At 40.4% G+C, this 22167-nt stretch carries 26 protein-coding genes; all 26 read right to left on the bottom strand.

Features of this window, described 5'->3' with window-relative positions; genetic code table 11:
• Nucleotides 1-32: 32 nt before the first annotated feature.
• The 26 genes from ACSQ8P_RS16070 to flgB all read right to left on the bottom strand — a co-directional run bounded on the left by ACSQ8P_RS16070 (nt 33) and on the right by flgB (nt 22009).
• On the bottom strand, nt 33-902 hold the full coding sequence (locus ACSQ8P_RS16070) for a MinD/ParA family protein (RefSeq protein WP_436236076.1): 870 nt from the start codon (nt 900-902) through the stop codon (nt 33-35).
• Nucleotides 899-2203 (bottom strand): flagellar biosynthesis protein FlhF, encoded by a 1305-nt coding sequence (gene flhF, locus ACSQ8P_RS16065; RefSeq protein ID WP_436236075.1) that lies wholly within the window; start codon nt 2201-2203, stop codon nt 899-901. Before flhF ends, ACSQ8P_RS16070 begins: the two co-directional genes overlap by 4 nt.
• Nucleotides 2200-4233 (bottom strand): flagellar biosynthesis protein FlhA, encoded by a 2034-nt coding sequence (gene flhA / locus ACSQ8P_RS16060; RefSeq protein WP_436236074.1) that lies wholly within the window; start codon nt 4231-4233, stop codon nt 2200-2202. The genes flhF and flhA overlap by 4 nt, the downstream gene beginning before the upstream one ends.
• Before the next feature lie 21 nt (nt 4234-4254).
• Nucleotides 4255-5349: a flagellar biosynthesis protein FlhB gene (gene flhB, locus ACSQ8P_RS16055; protein WP_436236073.1), complete on the bottom strand. Its 1095-nt coding sequence runs from the start codon at nt 5347-5349 to the stop codon at nt 4255-4257.
• A gap of 10 nt (nt 5350-5359) precedes the next feature.
• Nucleotides 5360-6160 (bottom strand): flagellar biosynthetic protein FliR, encoded by an 801-nt coding sequence (fliR, locus tag ACSQ8P_RS16050; RefSeq protein ID WP_436236072.1) that lies wholly within the window; start codon nt 6158-6160, stop codon nt 5360-5362.
• Nucleotides 6161-6172: 12 nt separating this feature from the next.
• Nucleotides 6173-6442, bottom strand: coding sequence for a flagellar biosynthesis protein FliQ (fliQ, locus tag ACSQ8P_RS16045; protein WP_028558285.1), 270 nt, complete (start codon nt 6440-6442; stop codon nt 6173-6175).
• Nucleotides 6443-6468: 26 nt separating this feature from the next.
• Nucleotides 6469-7242 carry a flagellar type III secretion system pore protein FliP gene (fliP, locus tag ACSQ8P_RS16040; protein ID WP_057315692.1) on the bottom strand — a complete coding sequence of 258 codons (774 nt, stop codon included), beginning with the start codon at nt 7240-7242 and terminating at the stop codon, nt 6469-6471.
• Entirely contained in the window at nt 7239-7871 is a 633-nt protein-coding gene (locus ACSQ8P_RS16035; protein WP_436236071.1) for a flagellar biosynthetic protein FliO, read from the bottom strand. The genes fliP and ACSQ8P_RS16035 overlap by 4 nt, the downstream gene beginning before the upstream one ends.
• Before the next feature lie 48 nt (nt 7872-7919).
• The gene (locus tag ACSQ8P_RS16030) at nt 7920-8282 is read right to left on the bottom strand and encodes a response regulator (protein ID WP_028558282.1); all 363 of its coding nucleotides are present in this window, start codon (nt 8280-8282) and stop codon (nt 7920-7922) included.
• A gap of 24 nt (nt 8283-8306) precedes the next feature.
• Nucleotides 8307-9575, bottom strand: coding sequence for a flagellar motor switch phosphatase FliY (gene fliY / locus ACSQ8P_RS16025; RefSeq protein ID WP_436239535.1), 1269 nt, complete (start codon nt 9573-9575; stop codon nt 8307-8309).
• Complete coding sequence (gene fliM / locus ACSQ8P_RS16020) at nt 9568-10566, bottom strand: flagellar motor switch protein FliM (RefSeq protein WP_057315694.1); 999 nt, start codon at nt 10564-10566, stop codon at nt 9568-9570. Before fliM ends, fliY begins: the two co-directional genes overlap by 8 nt.
• Before the next feature lie 35 nt (nt 10567-10601).
• The gene (locus ACSQ8P_RS16015) at nt 10602-11087 is read right to left on the bottom strand and encodes a flagellar basal body-associated FliL family protein (protein ID WP_436236070.1); all 486 of its coding nucleotides are present in this window, start codon (nt 11085-11087) and stop codon (nt 10602-10604) included.
• Entirely contained in the window at nt 11088-11309 is a 222-nt protein-coding gene (locus ACSQ8P_RS16010; RefSeq protein ID WP_056624951.1) for a flagellar FlbD family protein, read from the bottom strand.
• A gap of 62 nt (nt 11310-11371) precedes the next feature.
• Nucleotides 11372-12193, bottom strand: coding sequence for a flagellar basal body rod protein FlgG (flgG, locus tag ACSQ8P_RS16005; RefSeq protein WP_436236069.1), 822 nt, complete (start codon nt 12191-12193; stop codon nt 11372-11374).
• A 96-nt stretch (nt 12194-12289) separates the two neighbouring features.
• The gene (locus ACSQ8P_RS16000; RefSeq protein WP_436236068.1) at nt 12290-12673 is read right to left on the bottom strand and encodes a TIGR02530 family flagellar biosynthesis protein; all 384 of its coding nucleotides are present in this window, start codon (nt 12671-12673) and stop codon (nt 12290-12292) included.
• A complete protein-coding gene (gene flgD / locus ACSQ8P_RS15995) occupies nt 12670-13113 on the bottom strand; it encodes a flagellar hook assembly protein FlgD (protein WP_436236067.1) in 444 nt (147 codons plus the stop codon). The genes ACSQ8P_RS16000 and flgD overlap by 4 nt, the downstream gene beginning before the upstream one ends.
• Before the next feature lie 33 nt (nt 13114-13146).
• Nucleotides 13147-14610, bottom strand: a complete 1464-nt coding sequence (locus tag ACSQ8P_RS15990) for a flagellar hook-length control protein FliK (RefSeq protein ID WP_436236066.1) — start codon at nt 14608-14610, stop codon at nt 13147-13149.
• Between the two features lie 32 nt (nt 14611-14642).
• Nucleotides 14643-15560, bottom strand: a complete 918-nt coding sequence (locus tag ACSQ8P_RS15985) for a MotE family protein (RefSeq protein WP_436236065.1) — start codon at nt 15558-15560, stop codon at nt 14643-14645.
• Between the two features lie 23 nt (nt 15561-15583).
• A complete protein-coding gene (gene fliJ, locus ACSQ8P_RS15980; protein ID WP_436236064.1) occupies nt 15584-16027 on the bottom strand; it encodes a flagellar export protein FliJ in 444 nt (147 codons plus the stop codon).
• 9 nt (nt 16028-16036) lie between these two features.
• Nucleotides 16037-17365, bottom strand: coding sequence for a flagellar protein export ATPase FliI (gene fliI, locus ACSQ8P_RS15975; protein ID WP_436236063.1), 1329 nt, complete (start codon nt 17363-17365; stop codon nt 16037-16039).
• Nucleotides 17365-18198 carry a FliH/SctL family protein gene (locus tag ACSQ8P_RS15970; RefSeq protein ID WP_436236062.1) on the bottom strand — a complete coding sequence of 278 codons (834 nt, stop codon included), beginning with the start codon at nt 18196-18198 and terminating at the stop codon, nt 17365-17367. The genes fliI and ACSQ8P_RS15970 overlap by 1 nt, the downstream gene beginning before the upstream one ends.
• Nucleotides 18182-19198, bottom strand: coding sequence for a flagellar motor switch protein FliG (gene fliG / locus ACSQ8P_RS15965; protein WP_068662580.1), 1017 nt, complete (start codon nt 19196-19198; stop codon nt 18182-18184). The genes ACSQ8P_RS15970 and fliG overlap by 17 nt, the downstream gene beginning before the upstream one ends.
• Before the next feature lie 12 nt (nt 19199-19210).
• Nucleotides 19211-20782: a flagellar basal-body MS-ring/collar protein FliF gene (gene fliF / locus ACSQ8P_RS15960; protein WP_436236061.1), complete on the bottom strand. Its 1572-nt coding sequence runs from the start codon at nt 20780-20782 to the stop codon at nt 19211-19213.
• Between the two features lie 43 nt (nt 20783-20825).
• A complete protein-coding gene (fliE, locus tag ACSQ8P_RS15955) occupies nt 20826-21134 on the bottom strand; it encodes a flagellar hook-basal body complex protein FliE (RefSeq protein WP_436236060.1) in 309 nt (102 codons plus the stop codon).
• A gap of 11 nt (nt 21135-21145) precedes the next feature.
• The gene (gene flgC / locus ACSQ8P_RS15950; RefSeq protein WP_436236059.1) at nt 21146-21595 is read right to left on the bottom strand and encodes a flagellar basal body rod protein FlgC; all 450 of its coding nucleotides are present in this window, start codon (nt 21593-21595) and stop codon (nt 21146-21148) included.
• 6 nt (nt 21596-21601) lie between these two features.
• Entirely contained in the window at nt 21602-22009 is a 408-nt protein-coding gene (gene flgB / locus ACSQ8P_RS15945; RefSeq protein ID WP_436236058.1) for a flagellar basal body rod protein FlgB, read from the bottom strand.
• Nucleotides 22010-22167: the final 158 nt, after the last annotated feature.

Here is a 22167-nt window from a genome sequence, read left to right as displayed (position 1 = left end):
TATCTGCTTATTCGACACGTTTTTCAAAATTCCTATTTCAGAAGTTTCAACATTTTATTTAAAAAGCTCTTGACACCGGTTGAAGGCGTTTCAATTACGCGATATCCCTTAATATAATTATCCGTAAGCGTTTTGATGCTCTTTGTTGCCGTTGAATATGGAAATGCGATTGAGAAAGGAATTTGCCTTTTCACTGCTTTAGAAACAACCGGATCATCATCAACAAACCCTAAGGTTGGAATTTGAATATTTAAAAATTGTTTTGCTACTAAAGAAATTTTGTCAGCTGTCTGCTTGCCTTCTCGCGCATCTGTAACCCGATTAATAACTAGTTTAAATGAAACGTCGTGGCCCATTGAATTCACCATCTTGATAATGGCATAGGCATCTGTAATCGACGTTGGCTCAGGAGTCGTAACCACGATGGCTTCTTCAGCCGCAAGTATGAATTTTAGCGTTTCTTTGGATAGGCCTGCACCCGTATCGAAAATGATAAAATCCACATAGCCGTTCAGTTGCATAACTTGTTCAGCAAAATAATCTAATTCTTCTTCCGTTAATCGCAGTAAGTCATTAAAACCAGATCCACCCGCGATGAACTCTAAATCATTCGAACCCTTTTGGATGATTTCCCAAATCGTCTTATCTTTCTTTAATAGGTGATATAAACTATAAGTTGAAGATACACCCATTAATACATCAATGTTCGCGAGTCCAATATCTGCATCGAATACAAGCACCTTGTAACCCAAAGACTGCAGTGATAAAGCGAAGTTTAGCGTAAAATTGGATTTACCTACACCACCTTTTCCACTGGTTACGGTAATAATCCTGGTTGTTCTTGTGCCTTTATCACCTTGCGTCTGAACCAGATTCCGCAACCCTTCTGCTTGATCCTTCATGTTCTAGGCTCCTCCAATAACAAATCAATGATTTGCCACTCGTTCATTTCCGCAATATCATCAGGTACGCTTTGCCCAGTTGTCACATACGAAAGCTTGAGAGAAAACTCATGAACAACATTCAAAATGGCGCCATAGGAATCCGTTTCATCCATTTTGGTAAAGAGTACTTTGTCCAATTTGAATTTACTAAAATTATTTGTTATGGCCCGCAAATCACGATATTTGGTTGTTAGGCTTAATACTAGTATGGTTTCACTATTCCCTTGCGTCTTCAGTAAAGAATTCAATTCTGAAACATACATTTCGTTACGGAAGTTACGTCCAGCCGTATCCATGAAAATGATGTCGCATTCTGCCAGATTTTGAAATGCTTTCGTCAAATCCTGCGGTGAAAACACAACTTCAAGCGGCACATTTAAAATGGTTGCATATGTTTTTAGCTGCTCAATCGCAGCAATCCGATAAGTATCTGAAGTAATGAACCCAACTTTACGATGGTATTTCAATACTTGCTCCGCGGCCAACTTCGCTATCGTGGTCGTTTTACCAACACCAGTAGGCCCAACGAAATGAACAACTCGTGTTTGAGTAGAAATATGCTTACTATGATCCGTTTGAAAAATCTCGCCTAATTTCGAACGAACAAGTTGGTGAGCTGCTTCTTCTGTAACAGGTTCATCTGCAAGTTGAAAATCTGTCATAACCTCATCCATAATCTGTCGCACAAGCGTTGGATTCACCTCTTGGTCATACAGTCGCTGCTCAAGCTTTTGCAACGCTTCTGGAAGCTTATCCCCATCGGTCCCTTGTGTAAGCTTCTTCATCATTTCTTTCATTTGTTTGAGTTCATCCATCAATTGTTCATCTTTAACCGACGCCCTTGTTGATGGTTGTACAGAAGAAGGTGAATAAGCTTGATGTTGCGCAGGATTCATAACTTTCTCCCGCTGAGGCATGGCATTTACCGCTACTGGCTCGCTCTTTACTGCCATAGGCGCTAATACATCAGGAACATCTGGAAAATCAGATTGGTAACTTGTTTTAATTTGAGCTGCATGACTATTCACAATGGGCTGCGGAGGCGACTGCGGTGCTGCTCGTTGCGGAGCAGGCGCAGGTTTGGCATTAGCAGCATCAATGGCTGCAATGACTTCTATCTTTTTCTTCCCAAACATACCAAGAAAACCGCCAGTCCGAATTTCTTTCGTATTCAGAATAACCGCATCCTTGCCAAGATCCGTGCGGATTTTTTGCAAAGCGTCTGGCATGGAATCAACAACATATCTTTTTACTCTCATAAATTGACTACCCCCATGCTTTGGATTTCAACGCTAGGCTCTAATTCACTATACGAAAGAACTGGTATATCTTGCAGTGTTCGTTCTAAAAGCTGTCTAACATACATCCGAATCGTTGGTGAGGTTAAAATGACTGGTTGCTGCCCCGATTGGATTAATTTCGTAACTTGTTCAGTCACACGATGATAAATAATTTGTGATGATGAAGGATCTAATGCCAAATAGCTACCTTGATCTGATTGTTGCACGGAATCTGCAATTTTCTTCTCCACCGAAGGGCCTACGGTAATTACTTTCAATGAATCCCCATGTGAAGTAAACTGCTGTGTGATTTGACGAGATAGTGACTGCCTCACATACTCGGTTAAAATCTCAGGATCTTTCGTATACGTACCATAATCCGCAAGTGTTTCTAAGATTGTGACCAAGTCACGAACAGATATTTTCTCACGGAGAAGCTTAGATAAAACTTTCTGAATATCTCCTACTGATAACACGGAAGGAATTAGATCATCGACTAGCGCAGGATACGATTCTCTTACATTCTCGATAAGCGCCTTCGTTTCCTGACGACCCAAGAGCTCATGAATGTGTTTCTTAATGATTTCAGTTAAATGTGTTGCTACTACGGAAGGCGGATCTACGACTGTATAGCCGGATAGTTCAGCTCTCTCTTTGTTTGTTTCATCAATCCAAATTGCTGGTAACCCAAAAGCCGGTTCCGTTGTTTCAATACCTGATATCGAATCATCATCAAACCCTGGACTCATAGCCAGATAGTGATTTAAAAGTAGTTCGCCGCGTGCAACCGTATTGCCTTTAATTTTGATGATATACTCATTAGGTCTCAATTGGATATTATCTCGAATTCGAATGACAGGTACTACAACACCAAGCTCCAATGCACATTGACGACGTATTAAAATAATTCGATCTAATAAATCACCGCCTTGCTGTGTATCTGCAAGAGGGATTAGACCATAGCCAAACTCAAACTCAATCGGATCTACTTGAAGTAAGGAAATAACACTTTCTGGACTTCGTACTTCCTCAATCTGTTGTTCTTCAACCAACTGCTCTTCTTTAATTGCTTCTCTTTCCAAATTCTTTTGCATTTTGAATGCGGCATAAACCAATAAGCCAGCTATCGGATACGTTGTAAACCAATGGATCGGAGTAAAAGTACCTAATACAACTAATGTACCGGCAACGATATACAACAATTTAGGCTGAGCAGTTAATTGTTTAGTAATATCATGACCTAAGTTACCCTCTGAAGATGCGCGAGTAACAATGATACCTGCAGCCGTTGAAATTAGTAGTGCCGGAATTTGGCTAACCAATCCATCACCGATTGTTAATATCGAGAACGTTTGCAAAGCTTCTGCAAAATCCATCCCCTTCATGGTCATCCCGATAATAAATCCGCCAATTAAATTGATAACGAGGATAATAATCCCGGCAATCGCATCACCTTTGACAAATTTACTGGCACCATCCATGGCACCATAGAAATCTGCCTCACGCTCAATTTTTTGTCGTCTTTCTCTTGCTTGAACCTCATTGATCAAACCAGCATTCAAATCGGCATCGATACTCATTTGCTTTCCAGGCATTGCATCTAAAGTAAACCTAGCTGCTACCTCGGCCACGCGCTCAGAACCTTTGGTAATAACAATAAATTGAACTAAGACAAGGATGAGAAACACAACGAATCCCACGACGATATTGCCCTGTGCAACAAATGAACCAAAAGTTCTGACCACGTCGCCTGCTTCAGCATGCGCCAAAATATTACGAGTAGTAGAAACGTTTAGTGCCAATCGAAAGAGTGTAGTAATCAATAGTAAGGAAGGGAAAATCGAGAACTGTAGCGCTTCTTGTGTATTCATGGCAACCAAGATAATCATCAATGCTATAGATATATTAATAATTAGTAAAAAGTCCAGCAAAGGGATCGGAACCGGTACAATCATCATCAACACGATGCCAATAATACCGACTAGAACTAATAAATCCTTGATTTTCATCAGATTGCACCTCCCTCTACGTTAATTCGTCTTACCCTTCATCTTATATACATACGCTAGTACTTCTGCCACAGCTTGGAATAAATCTGCTGGAATCGCATCACCAATTTCCACCTGTGCAAAAATCGCTCGAGCAAGCGGCTTATTTTCCATTGTCATAACGCCATTCTGTTTGGCGACTTCCTTAATTTTTAATGCAACGTAATCTGCCCCTTTTGCAATAACCGTAGGAGCCTGCATGTTTTTTGCATCATATTTCAATGCAACAGCGAAATGAATTGGATTTGTAATAATGACATCTGCTTTAGGAACTTCCTGCATCATGCGTTGCATGGCCATTTGACGCTGTTTGGCACGAATCTTGCCTTTGATGTGAGGATCGCCTTCACTTTTCTTATATTCGTCCTTAATATCTTGTTTGGACATTTTGAGACTTTTCTCATGTTCATATTTTTGATAGATAAAATCAAAAATGGCTAAAACAATTAGAATAGCACCGATTTTGATTCCCAAGCTTAGCGTAACCGAAGCAATAAATGAAAATGTACTCTCCAAAGGCGTGTGACCTAACCCCAACAGCCTTGCTTTTTGTGCCATCAAAGTGGTATAGACTGCATACCCGATAATCAACATTTTCATAGTCGACTTTAGAAAGTCCATGACTGTTCGCATAGAAAAAATCCGCTTAAAACCACTGATTGGATTAATCTTGTCAAACTTCATCATTAACGGATCTCCGATAAACATAAAACCAATTTGTGCGTAATTCGCAATAAATGCGATAAGAACTACTAATAAAAAGATTGGAGCGACTATCGTCAGGCCTTGTACGATTAAATCCATGAATAACACTTGTACATTCCCTACGGTTAAATCCATGCCTAATTGATTCTCATAGACATCCCGAAAGATATGGATAATCCTACCTTTCATGAAAGAACCAAACATTAGAAAAGCTACGAATGAAAAAAGTAAAATGGAAGCCGCGGGCAAGTCCATACTTTTAGCAACTTGACCCTTTTTTCTGGCATCCTGTCTTTTTTTGGCAGTAGCAGGCTCCGTTTTTTCCCCAGCAAACCATTGTAAATCAAGTTGTAGACGAAGTTGTTGGGACACGGTTCTCCTCCTACTTAGGTGTAGTCTGCGGCGAACCGCCCATAATATGAAGCATTTGCTCCATATAGTCAAACATAGTTCCGAACAATTGTTGAAATTGTGAAATTAACTCTGGAAATACAATCACAAGCAGGAAAAAACCAAGAATCATTTTAAGTGGTGCGCCTATTACAAAAATATTGAATTGCGGTGCAACCCTAGTCAGAAGTCCTAAACCTAAATCAGTTAGAAATAATGCAGCAACTATGGGAGCTGCGAGTTGGAAGGATAGATAAAACATTTTGGAAAGCGATTTAAATAAAAAATCCGAAATTTGTCCGTCGTAAATGCGGCTAAATAATGCGTTATCAATTGGTACCCATTTGTAACTGTCAATGATCGCTCTAATCAAAAAATGATGACCGTCAAAAGACAGAAACAACAGTACAGCAATCATATATTTTAAATTGCCAAGCATCGGTGTTGACACACCCGATAAAGGATCAATAACGCTTGCCATACTAAAACCAATTTGCATATCCATAAATGAACCAGCTGTTTGAACAACGGTGAAAAATAGATAAGCGAGAAAACCTAATATGATCCCAATTAGCATTTCACGAATAATCAATAGCAGGTAAACACCATCAATCGGCATGGACTTCTCCATCCCCAATGTAGCGAAAATAATCAATGATATAAAAATGGATAGCCCCACCTTGAATATCATTGGAATATTTCTCGAAGAGAGAATAGGAACCACGACAAAAAATGATGTAATTCGACAAAAAATAAGCAGAAAAATAGGGATTGTTTGAATAATTGTTGGCATTTCACTCACAACCTAACCAACGAATTTGTAAAGATTGTTGAGTAGATTAAAGGTAAAATCAACTAATGTATTCATAATCCATGATCCGAAGATAAGGATTGAAAGCAGTACAGCAACGATTTTCGGAACAAAGGCAAGCGTCTGTTCTTGAATCTGTGTCGTTGCTTGAAAAATACTGATGGCCAAGCCAACGATTAATCCTATAAGCAGCATTGGCGCACTAGCTTTAAGCACGGTGTATACAGCCTCGCCAGCAATTCGTATTACAAACTCCGAACCCATCTAGATTCCCTCCGATATCTTGGTTATTAACCGTAGCTTAAGAGTAACGATCTCACCACAAGATACCAACCATCTACAAGAATAAAAAGAAGGATTTTGAATGGAAGTGAAATCATCACGGGCGGGAGCATCATCATCCCCATTGCCATTAACGTGCTAGATACAACCATATCTATGACCAAGAATGGAATAAATATCATGAATCCCATTTGGAAAGCTGATTTTAATTCACTAATGGCATAGGCAGGTACTAGTGATGTAAGAGGTATGTCTTCAACACCTGTAGGTGCTTTAGCTTTGGAGTAGTCAAGAAACAGCTTCAAATCCTTCTGACGCGTATGTTTAAACATAAATTTCTTCATCGGCAGTGATGCCGTTTGAAAAGCCTGCGTTTGATTGATTTCACCTTTTAAGTACGGCTGAAGTGCTGTTTGATTAACTTCCCCTAATGTTGGAGACATAATAAAAAAGGTTAAAAACAGAGCGAGTCCGATTAAAACCTGATTAGGTGGCATTTGTTGAGTTCCTAATGACGTTCGAACAAAACCCAAAACAATAACAATTCGTGTAAAACTCGTCATTAAAATAAGGAAAGAAGGGGCTAGACTTAATACCGTTAGCAACAAAAGGAGCGTTACGGTATTCGATGATCCCCCAGTAGCCGTGCTTGTCCCGATATTGACATTTAATCCTGGAATCGGATTCGTAAGATCAGTTTCGGCTGCAGAAGCAGTTAATGACAGTAGGAACATGGATATCACAGTGAGCAGTAATAAGCCAATTATTTTATTTCTTTTCATTCTTCATTCAACCGATCTGTTTGTTTTTGATCAGACAACCATTCTTCTACATGCTTATTTCGATCAGTTACACGTTTTAATTTATCATGAAATACTTGTTGAAACGAAGAAGTAATCTCTACTTCCTCTTCGATATCGTTCTTTTTGCGGGGGATCTTGTTGATCCACTTGCTAATTGTGCCAAAGCCCATTCGATCATCCTGCGATGATTGTAAGAGCTCTGTGATATAAGCCACTTCATCAGCGTCAATGATTTTATCCAATAGCTGAATGTTCTCACCAACGCCAACAACGAAGAGCGAATGTCCAACCTCTACAATTTGTATAGATTTGTTTTGACCAAGGGGAACTCCACCTAAAGAGCGAATCGAGTTCCCAAACATTGTACCTTTATTTTTCTTAGCCACATACCTCATCAATACATAGAAGAGAATAATAATAAATGCAAGAACTAAAATCACCTTAACAACCATCAATAATGAGTCCGCTGAGCCCATTGAACCAGGATAGTCAGAGATTGGAATCTCTTTATTCGGTTCAGTTTCGGCAAATACGACTTTATTTGTGCAGAACATGGCCATAAAACTGAGAATAGTTAAGTATGTTTTATTCGATTGAAGTCTTTTCATAAGAACAACCCTTTCGGTTTATGTAAGACTCAACCGAATCCAGACGGTTTAACCTAGAGTCTTTTTGATAGCTTCGATTACGCGGTCAGCTTGGAATGGTTTAACAATGAAGTCTTTCGCCCCTGCTTGAATGGCATCAATAACCATGGCTTGTTGACCCATCGCAGAACACATAATCACTTTCGCGTTTGGTTCAATTTTCTTGATTTCTTTTAAAGCTTGAATACCATCCATTTCAGGCATCGTGATATCCATCGTAATTAGATCTGGTTTCAACTCTTTATATTTTTCGATGGCTTGTGCTCCATCATTCGCTTCGCCACATACTTCATACCCATTTTTAGATAAAATATCACGAATCATCATTCTCATAAAAGCTGCATCATCCACAATTAGAATACGGTTAGCCATTGAAAATATCCCCCTAAAATTAAATTATTGTAATTTTTGAATTCGTTCCCATTGATTAACAATGTCAGTGACACGAACCCCAAAATTCTCATCGATAACTACAACTTCACCTTTGGCAATCAACTTATTATTCACCAAAATGTCTACCGGTTCACCAGCAAGCTTGTCCAATTCAATGATAGACCCCTGAGACAGTTCTAAGATGTCTTTAATCACCTTATTCGTTCTGCCCAACTCAACAGTTACCTTAAGTGGTATATCGAGAAGTAAATTTAGGTTTGTATCATCAGTTTGCGAGTACGAGCCTGATTGCAAATTACCAAACTGAACAGGCTGAACATTCACATTACGATTTGGCATACCACCAAACGCAGCTGGAGGCTGTTGTTGATACATCGGCTGCTGTGGAGGATACATCGGTTGTTGTGGTGGATACATCGGCTGACCCATTGGGGGCTGCTGATACATCGGCTGCTCATACATCGGTTGTTGGTATACAGGTTGCTCATACACTGGTGCTGGTTGTGATTTAGGAGCTTCTTGCACAGGTGGAGCTACTACTGGTGGTGCTTGCGCCGCCGGTGCAGCTTCCATTGCTGATTCAGTATCACCACCACCCATTAAGATCGATACCATTTCTTTGGCGAAAGGAACAGGCAATAACTGCATAATATTGGAATCAATAAGATCGCCAATGGCAAGTCGGAACGATATCTTTATAAATACGTCCTCGTCAGGCAGTTTTCCTTCTCCTTTCGACAAATTTAATATGTCGATTCCTGGTGGGGAGATATTGACAAATCGATTAAAGATAGTAGACATGGATGTAGCTGATGAACCCATCATCTGATTCATGGCTTCTTGCACCGCGCTGATATGAATTTCGCTAAGATTTTCATCACCGCCAGTGCCGTCTCCACCCATCATAAGATCAGCGATAACTTGAGCATCTTTGGTTTGAATAACAAGCAAGTTAATACCATCGAAACCATCAACATAATTCACATGTACAGCAACATGAGGTCTTGGAAACTGTTCTTCCAATTCTTCTTTACCAATTACAGACACCTTAGGTGTCGTAATATCAACTTTCTTTCCCAATAGCGTCGATAACGCTGTCGCCGCGCTGCCGAATGTTATGTTACCTATTTCCCCAAGTGCATCCTGCTCGAGCGGGGATAAAAAATCTTCTACTTGTGGAGGCCCATGAAATGAAGAGACAGAACTTTCTTCAGATGATTGTCTCAATAAAGCGTCGATCTCTTCCTGCGACAAATAATCTCTGTTATTCATCATATTCTTCTTCTCCTTCATTCACGATTTCTGTAATTTGTACAGCCATCTTCCCTTTTACGGTACCAGGGCTTCCGAGATATTTCAGCTTCTCGCCCACTTTGACTTGAAGCGAATCTTCGACGGATTTATGCAGAGGGATTACATCGCCTATTGTTAAACCTAAAAAATCACGGATAGAAATTTCAGACGATCCCAATTCTGCAATGAGAGGTAGCTTGGTTTTCTCCAAGCGTGATTGAAGTGCTTCCACTTCTTCAGGTGCTCTCGTCTTCTTCTGGGAAACAAACCAGTGATGTACAGAAAGCCGAGGCATGATAGGTTCAATAACAACATGAGGAATACATAAGTTGATCATACCTGTTGTGTCCCCGATTTTGGTGCTCAGCGATATTAATGCAATCGTTTCATTGGGAGAAACAATTTGCATAAACTGCGGATTCGTTTCTAGCGCCTCTAAACGAGGTTGAATATCAATAACGGTCTTCCATGCTTCTTGCAAGCTGTCAAATGCTCGACTAAAAATACGCTCCATAACAATCGTTTCAATCTCGGTTAATGCGTTAATTTTGGTTGGCGTCGTACCTGCTCCGCCTAGTAAACGATCCAACATAGCAAAGGCAACATTGGGATGTACCTCAAGTACCATTCGACCCTCTAAAGGCTCTGCTTCAAAGATGTTCAAAATGGTCATTTTCGGGATCGAACGAATAAATTCATCATAGGGCAATTGTTCAACCTGGACTACACTAATTTGCACGAAAGTACGCAGCTGCGCTGAAAAATATGTTGTTAAAAATCGCGCGAAATTTTCATGAATCCGAGTTAAGCTACGAATATGATCTTTAGAGAAACGTACTGCTCTCTTAAAATCGTAAGCCCTTACCTTCTTCTGAGTATCCTCCTTCTTAAGTTCATCTGCATCCATTTCCCCAGAGGACAACGCAGCCAGCAAGGCATCGATCTCATTTTGCGATAAAACATCAACCATTCGAGTCACCTCCTTTAAGCAAAATCATTTATGAGTTACTGCAGCACTTTATCAGTTATCCAAATTTGTTTGATTTTACCTTCATGCAATAATGGGTTTAGTTTGTTCATTATTGTAGAAGTTAAACTATCTGAACCTTTGCTTCCTTCAATTTGCTCCTTCGTCATATCACCAAGAATCTGGACAATTGTTCCCTTAACGGCAGAATCGAGCAAACTATCGAACTCAGTTTTAGCCTTTGAATTTTCCATTTCAAACGCAAAACTTATTTTAATAAAATTCTGACTGCCTGATAAGTTCGTTAAAATATCCTTAATGATAGAAGTATTCGCCTTAACAGTCTCCGCTGATGGCGCTTTCGTCGGTTTCACACTCGCAACTGCATCCTGTGCTTTCACAGCAGGATCTGTGGATTCATTATTCTTCTCCATAAAGTTCCACAACACGAACGCTGCAGTGAGAATTAGTGTGATAGCAATAAGGATGGAAACAATGAGTATAAATATTTTGTTCTTAAACACTTATGAACCCTCCGTATCCCTGGACTGTATTGTCGCTCGGACGGAACCAATTTCTTGCATGTAGGTCCGCACTAAGCTTACCACAACCTCTGCCTTTTCGAGAACTGTGATTTTCTTGCCTGTCGTCAACGTAATCATCGTATCCGGAGTTTCTTCGATAAGCTCAATTAGTATTGCATTCAAGATAAGCGGTCTGCCATTTAAACGAGTGAGAGAAATCATCGTTCTCCTCCTGAATCAGGGTAAGGGGAGCTGAGCTCCCCCTTCTATCATTCAACTACTGATTAATGCTTCAGATTAACAACTTCTTGAAGCACTTCATCTGATGTTGTAATAATTCTGGAATTCGCTTGGAAACCACGCTGAGCAATGATCATTTCAGTAAATTCACCAGTTAGGTCTACATTGGACATTTCTAGTTGCCCAGAGATGAGTGTACCCGTTCCCGCTTCAGGATCACCAGCAGAACCAACTGTAATTTCTGGCTCTGGATTTGCGTTTGCAGTCATTCGATACAAGTTACCACCGATTTTCTCAAGACCAGCTGGATTGATTACTTTCACAACGCCAACTTTTTGCCCTGTATTGATTGTTTCACCATCGGCATTTACGCCAATAATGTCACCATTTTGAGCAATCGAGAATGATACGATATCATCTGGAATGACAATGGGACCTGCATTTTCAGCGCCCATAACATGAAGCCCCTCAGAATTTACAAGGTTCCTATTCGGATCCACTGTAAAGTTCCCAGCTCTAGTCAAAAAAGGTACATCAACTTGATCGGCATTTCCAACTGCGAAGAAGCCGTCGCCATTCACGCGTAAATCTGTTACAACATTTGTCGTCATAGCGCTACCAGCTGTATGCACAGTATCAATAGCTGCCAAACTAACACCTAAACCAACTTGCTGTGCATTCACACCACCGCGGTTCTCATCCGGCGCACTTACGCCTGAAACTGTCTGGCTAAGAATGTCTTTAAACATAACACGGCTACCTTTAAATCCGATGGTATTTACGTTAGCGATATTATTTCCAATAACGTCTAACTTCGTTTGAAAACCACGCATACCTGAAACGCCTGAGTACAAAGATCTTAACATGAGTAGGCCTCCTAAATCGGATGTAAGTAATTTAAATGCGAGTTGCTTCTTTCGATCCACAACTCCAGGCTTCCTAAACGGTCGAGCCCTGTAAACCTATGAAATTATCATTGCGCTATCGATCTGAGTAAACACATGATCATTCATTGCTTGGCCATCTAACGCAGTTACTACGGTTCGATTGGGTACATTTACGATATACCCATTCCCTGCCAAGATCAGTAGTGCGTCTTTGGCACCCTTGGATGCAGCTTTATCAATGGCATTGTTCATTTTCTCAATTTGCTCTGGTTTAAGTTGAATGCCACGTTCTTTTAACCTGACCTCAGCATGATGACTAAACCTTACAAATTGATCTTGGAAAATTTTCTGAAAAGTAGGATTTCCGGTAATCGGTACCTGCTGCGATGGAGTTCTTCTTGTTGAACTGGGAGAAACCGCACTAGGATAAAGTTGGCCTATGGATATTCTCTCTGTCATTGACTATCTCCAGCATTTTCTATTTTCTTTAACTTATCTAGTGAAACTTCCACACCATTGACAGTGGCAAATTGATTCCCATCTTTAAAAGTTATCGAATCTACTATGCCAGACATCTCAGTCGCAGTACCTGATGAATCTGTTCCCGTCCACGAAATGGACTTACCAATCAAGCCTGACACGAACCCTAAGGATTGCCTCATCAGTTTCATTTCACTTGCCATATTCGTCAATTGCTCAACAGAAGTAAATTGAGCCATTTGTGCGATAAACTCTTTGTCCTGTAAAGGCTGTGTTGGATCTTGATTCTGAAGCTGTGTAATCAAGATTTTCAGGAAATCGTCCTTGCCAAGGGTCGTGCTATCCTTTTCCTTGGTTTTCGCGTTATTCCCTGTATTGATCAGATCAGATACATTACCAACAATTGGGTTTGTAGCCATACGTTCACCTCCAACAATTCATTCTACTTCAGTTTAGGCAATGACATCGAAGGAATTACCGTTTGCATTGTTGCGAAGCTGTGCGATTTGCTCCATATCTTCTTTAAACTCAATAGCATCCACTTCAATTTCACCCGAGCGATTTTTGGGTTGTCGTTGTGATTGATTAAAGGTTTGTGGTTGACGTTGTTCTTGGAACATGTTTGAAGACATATTTTGGCTTTGAGTAACTTCTAGTTTCTCAACCTGTAAGCCTTGTGTAAGTAACGCTTGACGTAATTGAGGCAACTGGCTTTCTAACATTTGTTTGCCTGCCAAGGTATCAGCTGCAAACTGAGCAAATAGTTGTCCATCATGCATAGAAATTTTCACATCAACATGTCCTAAGTTTTTAGGAAATAAAGATAGTTTAGCCTCAGAAAATCCTTCTGACATCGTAACTTTCATGTTCTTCAACACATGTGTAGTCATCTCTTCCGTGAAATTAGCGGCTGTTAACACAGGTACTGGTGTTTTATCTGCTGCAATCGTCACTTGCTGAGATTTCTGTAAATCAGCGATCGTTACGACCGAATTTGTTCCCGCAGTAGTCTCAATTGGCAGATCAACTAGTGGTCGAATTGCATTTTCCGAAATCTCATTTGACTGTTCACTTACAACTAATGGAATATGCTTAATTGCAAATTTCTCTTGTTTTGGCTGAAGCGATTGCAGATTTACGGAAAGACTAGTATCTAGCACCGATGAGTCATTTTCACGTTTGTTTATGTACTTGTTGGAAGCAATTCTCCCATTCGGTGAAGTGTGATCCTTAGCTCCAGTGACAGGCACGTTTGACTCAATTGAACTATTAGAAACGTTACCGACTGTTAACTTCTGAGCGTTTCCTACTCCTGCTAAAATTTCTGGGAGTATTGGTTGAATTGTACTCGCGAGTTCTGAATTCAAGAAGTTTAGAATCGGGTTGTCTGGCTGCTGTTTGGATAAAGTTGACAGTGTTAACAACGTGTTCTGTGCTTTCAGACTCAGAGATTCATTTGTTGGCTGTTGCCACAATGCAAGATTTCCTGCCGCGAGTGTGTTTGGCGTGTTACTGAGTGCAGCTAACAAATCTTCTGCATCATTAAACCACTTTTTCACTTTAGGCTCTTGCAATAATTTGTCAGCAAGTTCTGGATTAGTGTTCATTGCTTCTATAAGAAGTTCAGGTAATGTACCATCCGACGAAGTCAATTTTGATTCTTGAGGCACATCAGTTTGGATCGGCATCACCAAGGTTTGAAGCATTTGCAACATCATACTCATTGAAAGGTCAGTCTCTAAAGGTTGTCCTTCAACCGTTGCTACATTCTCCTGTGCGGTTTGGTCAGAAAGAAGTGCTGAAAAGCTGTCTGTCGTTCCATTTCCTTTAGAAGTCCCTTTACTTGCTGTTGTTGCAGTGGATGCAGTTGTTGCTCCTGGTTGCGCGACAGGTACTGAAGTCATTTGTACGTCCATTTTTTCACCTCCCTTCCTAATCTAACTGCAAGTTACGGAACAAGCTTTGCAGCAATCGAAGCTGCAATTTCCTTGTTCGCATCTGAGAGGGCGGACATCACTTTAGAACGTGATGAATTATCCATCCCACTTAAAATGGATAAAACTTTTGCTGGGTTTGATTTGTTCATCTCGAGCAGGACGTTTGATGCACTTTTTGGTGTCATATTTGCAAAAGTTTGTCCAAGATCCGACGTACTTACCGTACTTGTCGCTGCCTTGGCATCATTTGTGTTATTCGTGGCTAATCTTTCTTGTAGAGCAGCTATTTCTTTGTCACGAACTGGCACAATATCTTTTAAACCGATGGAAGCAGCGGCTGCTTTAGAAGCATCCATTTTTTCAAGAATCGCTCCTCGATTATCTGCTTTCATCATTGAGAACACCAGTACCATCTCACTTGGAGTCAATGCCTCAATGATAGGTGCTACTTTACTAGGAGTCATTTTTGCGTACATATTTGCAAGCTGTGTGATTTGATTCGTGTACTCTTCTTCCGATTGAGTTTTATCTTTTAATTTCTCCTCAAGTTCGGCAACCTTCGCAACTGCTGCCTTTAGAGAAACGTCTTTATTCTCCGTCGTCGAATCCGCTTTTTGCAATGCTGCTGTCAATTCAGTTACTCGGGCATTCAGCTTCGCTATCTCATCTTCTTTAAGCTTTACACTTTGCTCAGATGATGTTGCTTTACCTTCAGCTGTCACTGGTGCAGTTTCTTTTGGTGCTGGGACTATTAGCCCCACGACAGGTGTATTGTGCAATGCTTTTTGAATACTACTTTTGATATCATAATCAAAAATTGAAAGCAGCACGAAGAGTAGAACCGCCGTAAACACAAAGGGGATGACAAACCATATCAAAAATCGCTCCAGTGCACTATAAGATGCACCCTCTACGCTTGTATCGGCCATCTCTTCGTCCCTCCTTTTCTAGCTTAATACGATAAACGCCTGAAACGATTCGTAGCCATTTCATCAAGAGCATCCTGCTCTTTTTTTGCGATCAAGACTTGGAATTGGTTATGTGCTTTTTCTCTTGCTTTGGTCCATACTTTTTCATCTATCATTTTCACAGACAAATGCTCTTGCTTCTCAGTTACGATATGTTTAGCTTGTTTAACATCCTGATGCTTTCGAGCAATTTGTCTATCCACATGATTCATGTAGCTCTGCATGAGAAGCATGTTCGATATCGATACAGAATGACTCGTTGCTTGAATCATTTCATTGTGTAAGCTTTCCTTCTGCTCGAACAATCCATTTAAGCTCGTTTCTTCATTCCTTAACTGCCCCATTGCCTCAGATAAAATCCATTCTGCTTGAGTTCGTTCATTATTCTTCAAATCGACAATTTGCTGGAAAGAGTAGCGAAAACTCATCTAGGACCCTCATCCCTTATAAAATTCTTGGATTAATCGTTCTTGAGCTTCTTCGTATGTTAGCTTTTCACTTGTTCGTTGTTTCGTGAAATTCCAAATGGCTTCGATATTTTCCATAGCAATATCAATATTTGGATTAGAACCTTTCTGATACGCCCCAATATTAATAAGATCTTCCGAATCTTTATATATAGAGAGAAGACGCTTAAGTTGATCGGCAGCTTCCATATGTTCTGATGGTACAATTTCTTTCATAACTCGACTTACACTTGATAATACATCGATCGCAGGATAATGGCCTTTGTTCGCAATGCTTCGATTCAGGACGATATGACCATCTAATATTCCTCGGACCGCATCTGCAATGGGCTCGTTCATATCATCACCGTCGACAAGCACCGTGTAAAATGCAGTAATGGAACCCTTCGCACCTGTACCTGAGCGTTCTAACAGCCTAGGCAGCATAGCGAACACTGATGGCGTGTATCCACGTGTGGCTGGAGGTTCACCAACGGCAAGTCCCACTTCACGTTGCGCCATTGCAAATCGTGTTACGGAATCCATCATCATCATGACATTTAAGCCGCGATCTCTAAAATACTCAGCAATACTTGTCGCAATCATAGCGCCTTTAATTCGAATTAATGCAGGTTGGTCGGATGTTGCCACAATGACAACTGATCTCGCCAATCCCTCTGGACCTAGATCACGCTCAATGAAATCCAACACTTCTCTGCCACGCTCTCCAATGAGAGCAATAACATTGACATCGGCTGAAGTATTTCGGGCTATCATCCCCATTAAAGTACTTTTCCCAACGCCAGACCCTGCAAAAATACCAACACGCTGCCCTTTACCGATTGTCAATAATCCATCGATACAACGAACACCAACAGAAATTGGATTAAGTACACGTGGGCGTGTTAACGGATTACTCGGTGCATTGTTCGTCGAATATTGCGCCATCCTAGAAGGCAGATAGGAGCCATCTAAAGGTTGACCTAACCCATCTAAAACTTTACCCAATAACTCATGTCCAACCTGGACTGTTAATGGTTTCCCCGTGCCAACAACATCGCAACCAGGTCCAATGGCATCGAGATCGCCAAGCGGCATTAGAATAACTTTGTTGCTTCGGAAACCGACCACTTCCGCTTTTAATGGTTTATTTGATTTATGCGGATAGATATAACAGAGATCACCTATACTGACATCAGGACCTTCAGATTCAACCGTAAGGCCAATAACTTGCGTTACTTTACCGTTTACCCTAATTGGATCAATCGTTTGTAAAATTTCTTTGTATTTATCCACTTTCGGGATCGATGTCCGTGTCATTATGATTCCTCACTTTGCAAGGCTAGTTGCTGGAGCGCTGACTTAATCTCTTTCAGCTGAGTATCTAGTCTAGCATCAATGCTTCCGTACGAAGACCGGATAACACATCCTTGATCTTGCACCGAAGAATCCGGAATAATTTCGAGCTCAGCCTGCGAATCAATCGAAGTGATCAATTCTTCTCTTGCGTCCTGGATATACGCAAATTGAGAAGGTGCCACACATAAAGTAATAATCCCTTTTTCACGTCTGCGTGCCAGTATTTTTTGAATGAACTCTATCACCCAACCAGGCTCGAGAGAAAGTTGACGCGCAATAATTTTTTCAGCTATGGATGTGCTTAATTCAATTAGAAAAGGTTCCGACTCTTGGATGATTTGTTGTTTCAGCTTGTAAGATTGTTCAAGAATGGAACTAGCTTCAGCAAGCATATCATCATATTCTTTTCGAAGAGCACTCTCCGCTTGGACAACGCCTTGACGGTAGCCATCATCATAGCCTGCTTGTTTCGAGGCATTCACTAACTCAACATCTTCAGTGCGCTTACTTTCCCACCAGCTTGCAATGTCTCTTTCTGTTTCTTGGCGGATTAAGGCACACTCTCGCTTTGCCTCTTCAATCTGTTCACTGGCAAATGCTTCTGCATCCTCCAAAATTTGATTCTTTAGTAAGGTTGCATCATTGATTTCAAGTAGCATTTCCTCAGACATACCATCATCGACAGGTGGTGAGTCAGTATTAACGACTGTAAGAGCTGAAAGCGTTTCAACAATCTTTTTATCTTCTATCGGATAATATGCGAATGATTTAATGACATTAGACAATAATATCATCTCCTCCACCACGTGCGATGATGATTTCACCCGATTCTTCTAAACGACGTATCGTAGCCACGATACGGGTTTGTGCTTCTTCCACATCACGTAATCGAACAGGTCCCATAAATTCCATTTCTTCTTTGAAAGTCTCCGCCATACGCTTGGACATGTTTTTGAATAACACATCGCGAACCTCTTCACTCGCAACTTTAAGAGCAAGCTGCAAATCAGCATTTTCAATGTCGCGGATAATCCGTTGAATGGAACGATTATCAATATTAACAATATCCTCGAACACGAACATCCGTTTCTTAATTTCTTCGGCAAGTTCTGGATCTTGGATTTCTAATGAATCGAGAATCGTACGTTCCGTTCCACGATCAACACCATTCAAGATTTGAACGATAGATGCGATGCCACCAGCATTTGTGTAATCCTGTGTAACAGTCGAGGAAAGCTTCTGTTCCAACACGCGTTCAACCTGCGAAATAACTTCTGGAGATGTACTGTCCATTAGTGCAATCCGTTTAGCAACATCGGCCTGTTTCTCCTGTGGGAGTGACGACAAAATGATAGATGCCTGTTCAGCTTGCAGATAGGACAAAACGAGTGCAATCGTCTGCGAATTCTCATTTTGAATGAAGTTGAGAATTTGAGCTGGGTCTGCTTTCCGTGCAAAGTCAAATGGTCTTACTTGAAGTGTAGCTGTCAAGCGATTGATGATATCCAGCGCTTTTTGAGAACCTAGTGCCTTCTCCAAAATATCTTTGGCATAGGCAATACCACCTTGAGAAATAAATTCTTGTGCCAAACAAATTTGGTGAAACTCAGCTAGAATTGAATCCTTTTCCAAAGTGTCTACTTTACGCACATTCGCTATCTCGAGAGTTAATTGTTCAATCTCTTCTTCACGTAAATGTTTGAATATTTGAGCAGAAACCTCAGGGCCTAAACTGATCAAAAGAATAGCTGCCTTTTGTCGTCCGGTCAACCCTTGTAAAGCGGCTCTTGCCATACAAGTGCACCTCTATTCGTCTACTAACCAAGTACGCAGCAAGTTAACAAATTCTTCCGGCCGCTTTCTTGCAAGCGTTTCGAGCTGCTTGCGCACTTGATTGTCATTCGTTACATTTTCAATATCAATCGTTGGAAGTTCTGCCTTTTGAGAAGCAACATCCATTTCTTGTTGAACCAGAAGTTGTTGTGCTGCTTTTTTGCGTTTTCTAATTGCAAATCCAATAAATGCTCCAATTGCTAGTGCAGCAAGCGCTAATGCTCCATAAGTCAAGTAAGTAGATGTCTTAGTAGCATTCGCATCGGAAGTTCTTGCAAAAGAATGTGCAAAAACAGTAACTTTTTTCTGTAATTCATCGTCTGTATAAGTAGTTTTATTATCAGCTAGTGCAGTTCTCACGATATTCACTAGCGCATTCTGAATGGCTGTTTTCGTTTCAGCAGTTAAAGAGTTCGGATCATCTCTTACTGGAGGCTCGATGCCGACATTAATACTTACATCCTTCACTACATAAGGTGTTGAAATAATGTCATTTGTAATTCGGTCCACTTCGTAATTGACTGTTTTACTATTCTTCTCTGAGTTGGAGTTTCCATTGGTTGATGATCCTGGATAACCCGGAACATCCGTTTCACCAGTACCAGGAACCCCGCCTGTCTCTGTGCCTTTATTTTGATAGGACTCATTCGCTTCTTGAAGAGAAATTTCAATTCCTTTTTGATCCACTTGATTAGGCGCTCGTACAAGTTGTTCCTTGGTTTTCTTCTGATCAAAATTCATCGTTGTAAATACACTGACACTAACTTTATCTCGTCCAAACATCGTTCCAAGCATGGAGTTGATATTCTTCTGTAAATCATTTCGGAACTGCGTATTAATATCAGTATCTCTCGGCGTATTATTAGCTTCTCCACTAAACTTATATGAGAGTAAATTTTGATCCGAAATGGAGATATTCTCAATTGGGAGATTCTTTATACTATGTGAGACTAGATTATAAATCGTATCCACTTTGGGTTGATCTAACGAATAACCCTGCTTTATTTGCAAGACAACAGAAGCAGTTGCCTTCTCCGCCTGTTGCTGTAGAAATGGACCTTCTTCTGGAAGAGATATGTTAACCTTAGAGCTCGAAATGGCTTGGTTCGCATTAATAAGCTGTTGAAGTTCACCTTGAATGGCACTTAAATATTTCACTTTAAATTCATTATCCGTGATGCCGAATGAACTGCTTCCGCTAAACACCTCAAACCCCAAGGAGCCGTTCTTATTCAATCCTTGTGACTCTACTGCAAGCTTTACATTAGCGACTTCACTTGTAGGCACCTCTATACTTTTACCATCTGCACTCAAATGATAGGGTATTTTCGCTGTATCCAGATATGATTTAATATTAGCTGCATCACTTGGCTGCAGTTCTGTATAGGCCAATGAATAATCTGTCTTTGATAGATTAACACTAATAATTGCAGCTGTTAGAATCAACAAGAACACAGTAGCTATAAAAATAATTTTCGTCGTTCGATTATAACGATTCCAGTATTGCTTCACCTTTTCCCAGTACTGGAGCAGGTTCTCGTTCACTCTGTCACCTCATTGACCCAAATTTAGCAGCATCTCTATATAGTTACAGCTGCATTCTCATGATTTCTTGGTACGCCTCGATCACTTTATTTCTGACTTGAACAGTAAGTTCGAGTCCTAATGAAGCTTTCTCAGAGGCAATTGTCAATTGATGTACATCTGAAAGTTCCCCTTTAATGAAGCTTTCGTTCAACTGATCGACTTGCTTTTGCTGTGCATTTAAATTGGACATAGCATCATTCAGAAATGAACCGAATTTCTTACCAAGATCATCTGCTCCCTCACCCGCGTTATCCTTAGGCTGAATGGAACTCATTATATTTATTGGACTGTAACTAATTTTATCAATCATCCTGCAATCTCCTATCTACCAATTTCCAGTGCTTTGGTAATCATCGCTTTACTAGCATTTAATGCCGTTACATTGGCTTCATAAGATCTCGTTGCTGAAATCATATCAACCATTTCTTTGGTAATATCCACGTTGGGCATGTAGACAAATCCATTGGTATCTGCATCTGGATGAGAAGGATTGTACACTTGTTTTAACGGAGATTTATCTTCAAATATCTTATTCACTCGTACTCCCTCACCAGTTCCATCGGCCATCGCTGAATTCAGTGACTGGGCGAAACTCGGCTGAGCTTTCGTCTCGAATGATACCAACTTTCTCGTATAAGGCATCCATTTTCCATCAACAAACTTTGCTCTTGTCGTATCTGCATTGGCAATATTGGATGAAACAACATCCATACGCAGGCGTTGTGCAGTTAAAGCAGAGGCACTAATGTCAAATCCGTTTGTAAGTCTCATCGTTTATTACCTGCCCCCAATGACCGTACGTAGTTTTTTGAAATCACTGTTCATCTGTTGAATCATCGTATTGTATTTAAGTTGATTTTTGGCCATCAATGACATCTCGTAATCCATGTCCACATTGTTCAAGTTGTTGTTTATTGCCGTCGAATTATCTGATATAACTTCGGAATTTGGTAACTTAGTAGATTTCCCTATTACAAAATGCCTTGGATCTGTACGAAAGCCATCTATTGAATTTGTATTCGCATTCATTTGTCCTTGTAAGAGCTCTTCAAATGCAACATCGGAACGTTTAAAGTTAGGAGTATCCACATTGGCAATGTTATTCGCCGCCACTTTTTGCCTTAGCGTCGATGCATCCAGCGAACGCTCCATCATATTCCAACTAGGCTTGTCTAATATAGACATAAACGATTCCCCTTCACTCTAAATAATATACAGTTACTATTTCAACATCGGGAGAATCGATTCCTTCTTATTTCGACATTATTCTCAATTTCCGATACAAAATAGTTCTATATGTAGAATTATGTAAACCTTTGACTTATACTCTTTATCATCTAAGA

The organism is Paenibacillus sp. LjRoot153, assembly GCF_964253085.1.
Lineage (GTDB): Bacteria > Bacillota > Bacilli > Paenibacillales > NBRC-103111 > Paenibacillus_E.
Note: the sequence above shows the minus strand (reverse complement) of the source record. Positions and strands in the feature narration are given on the sequence as shown.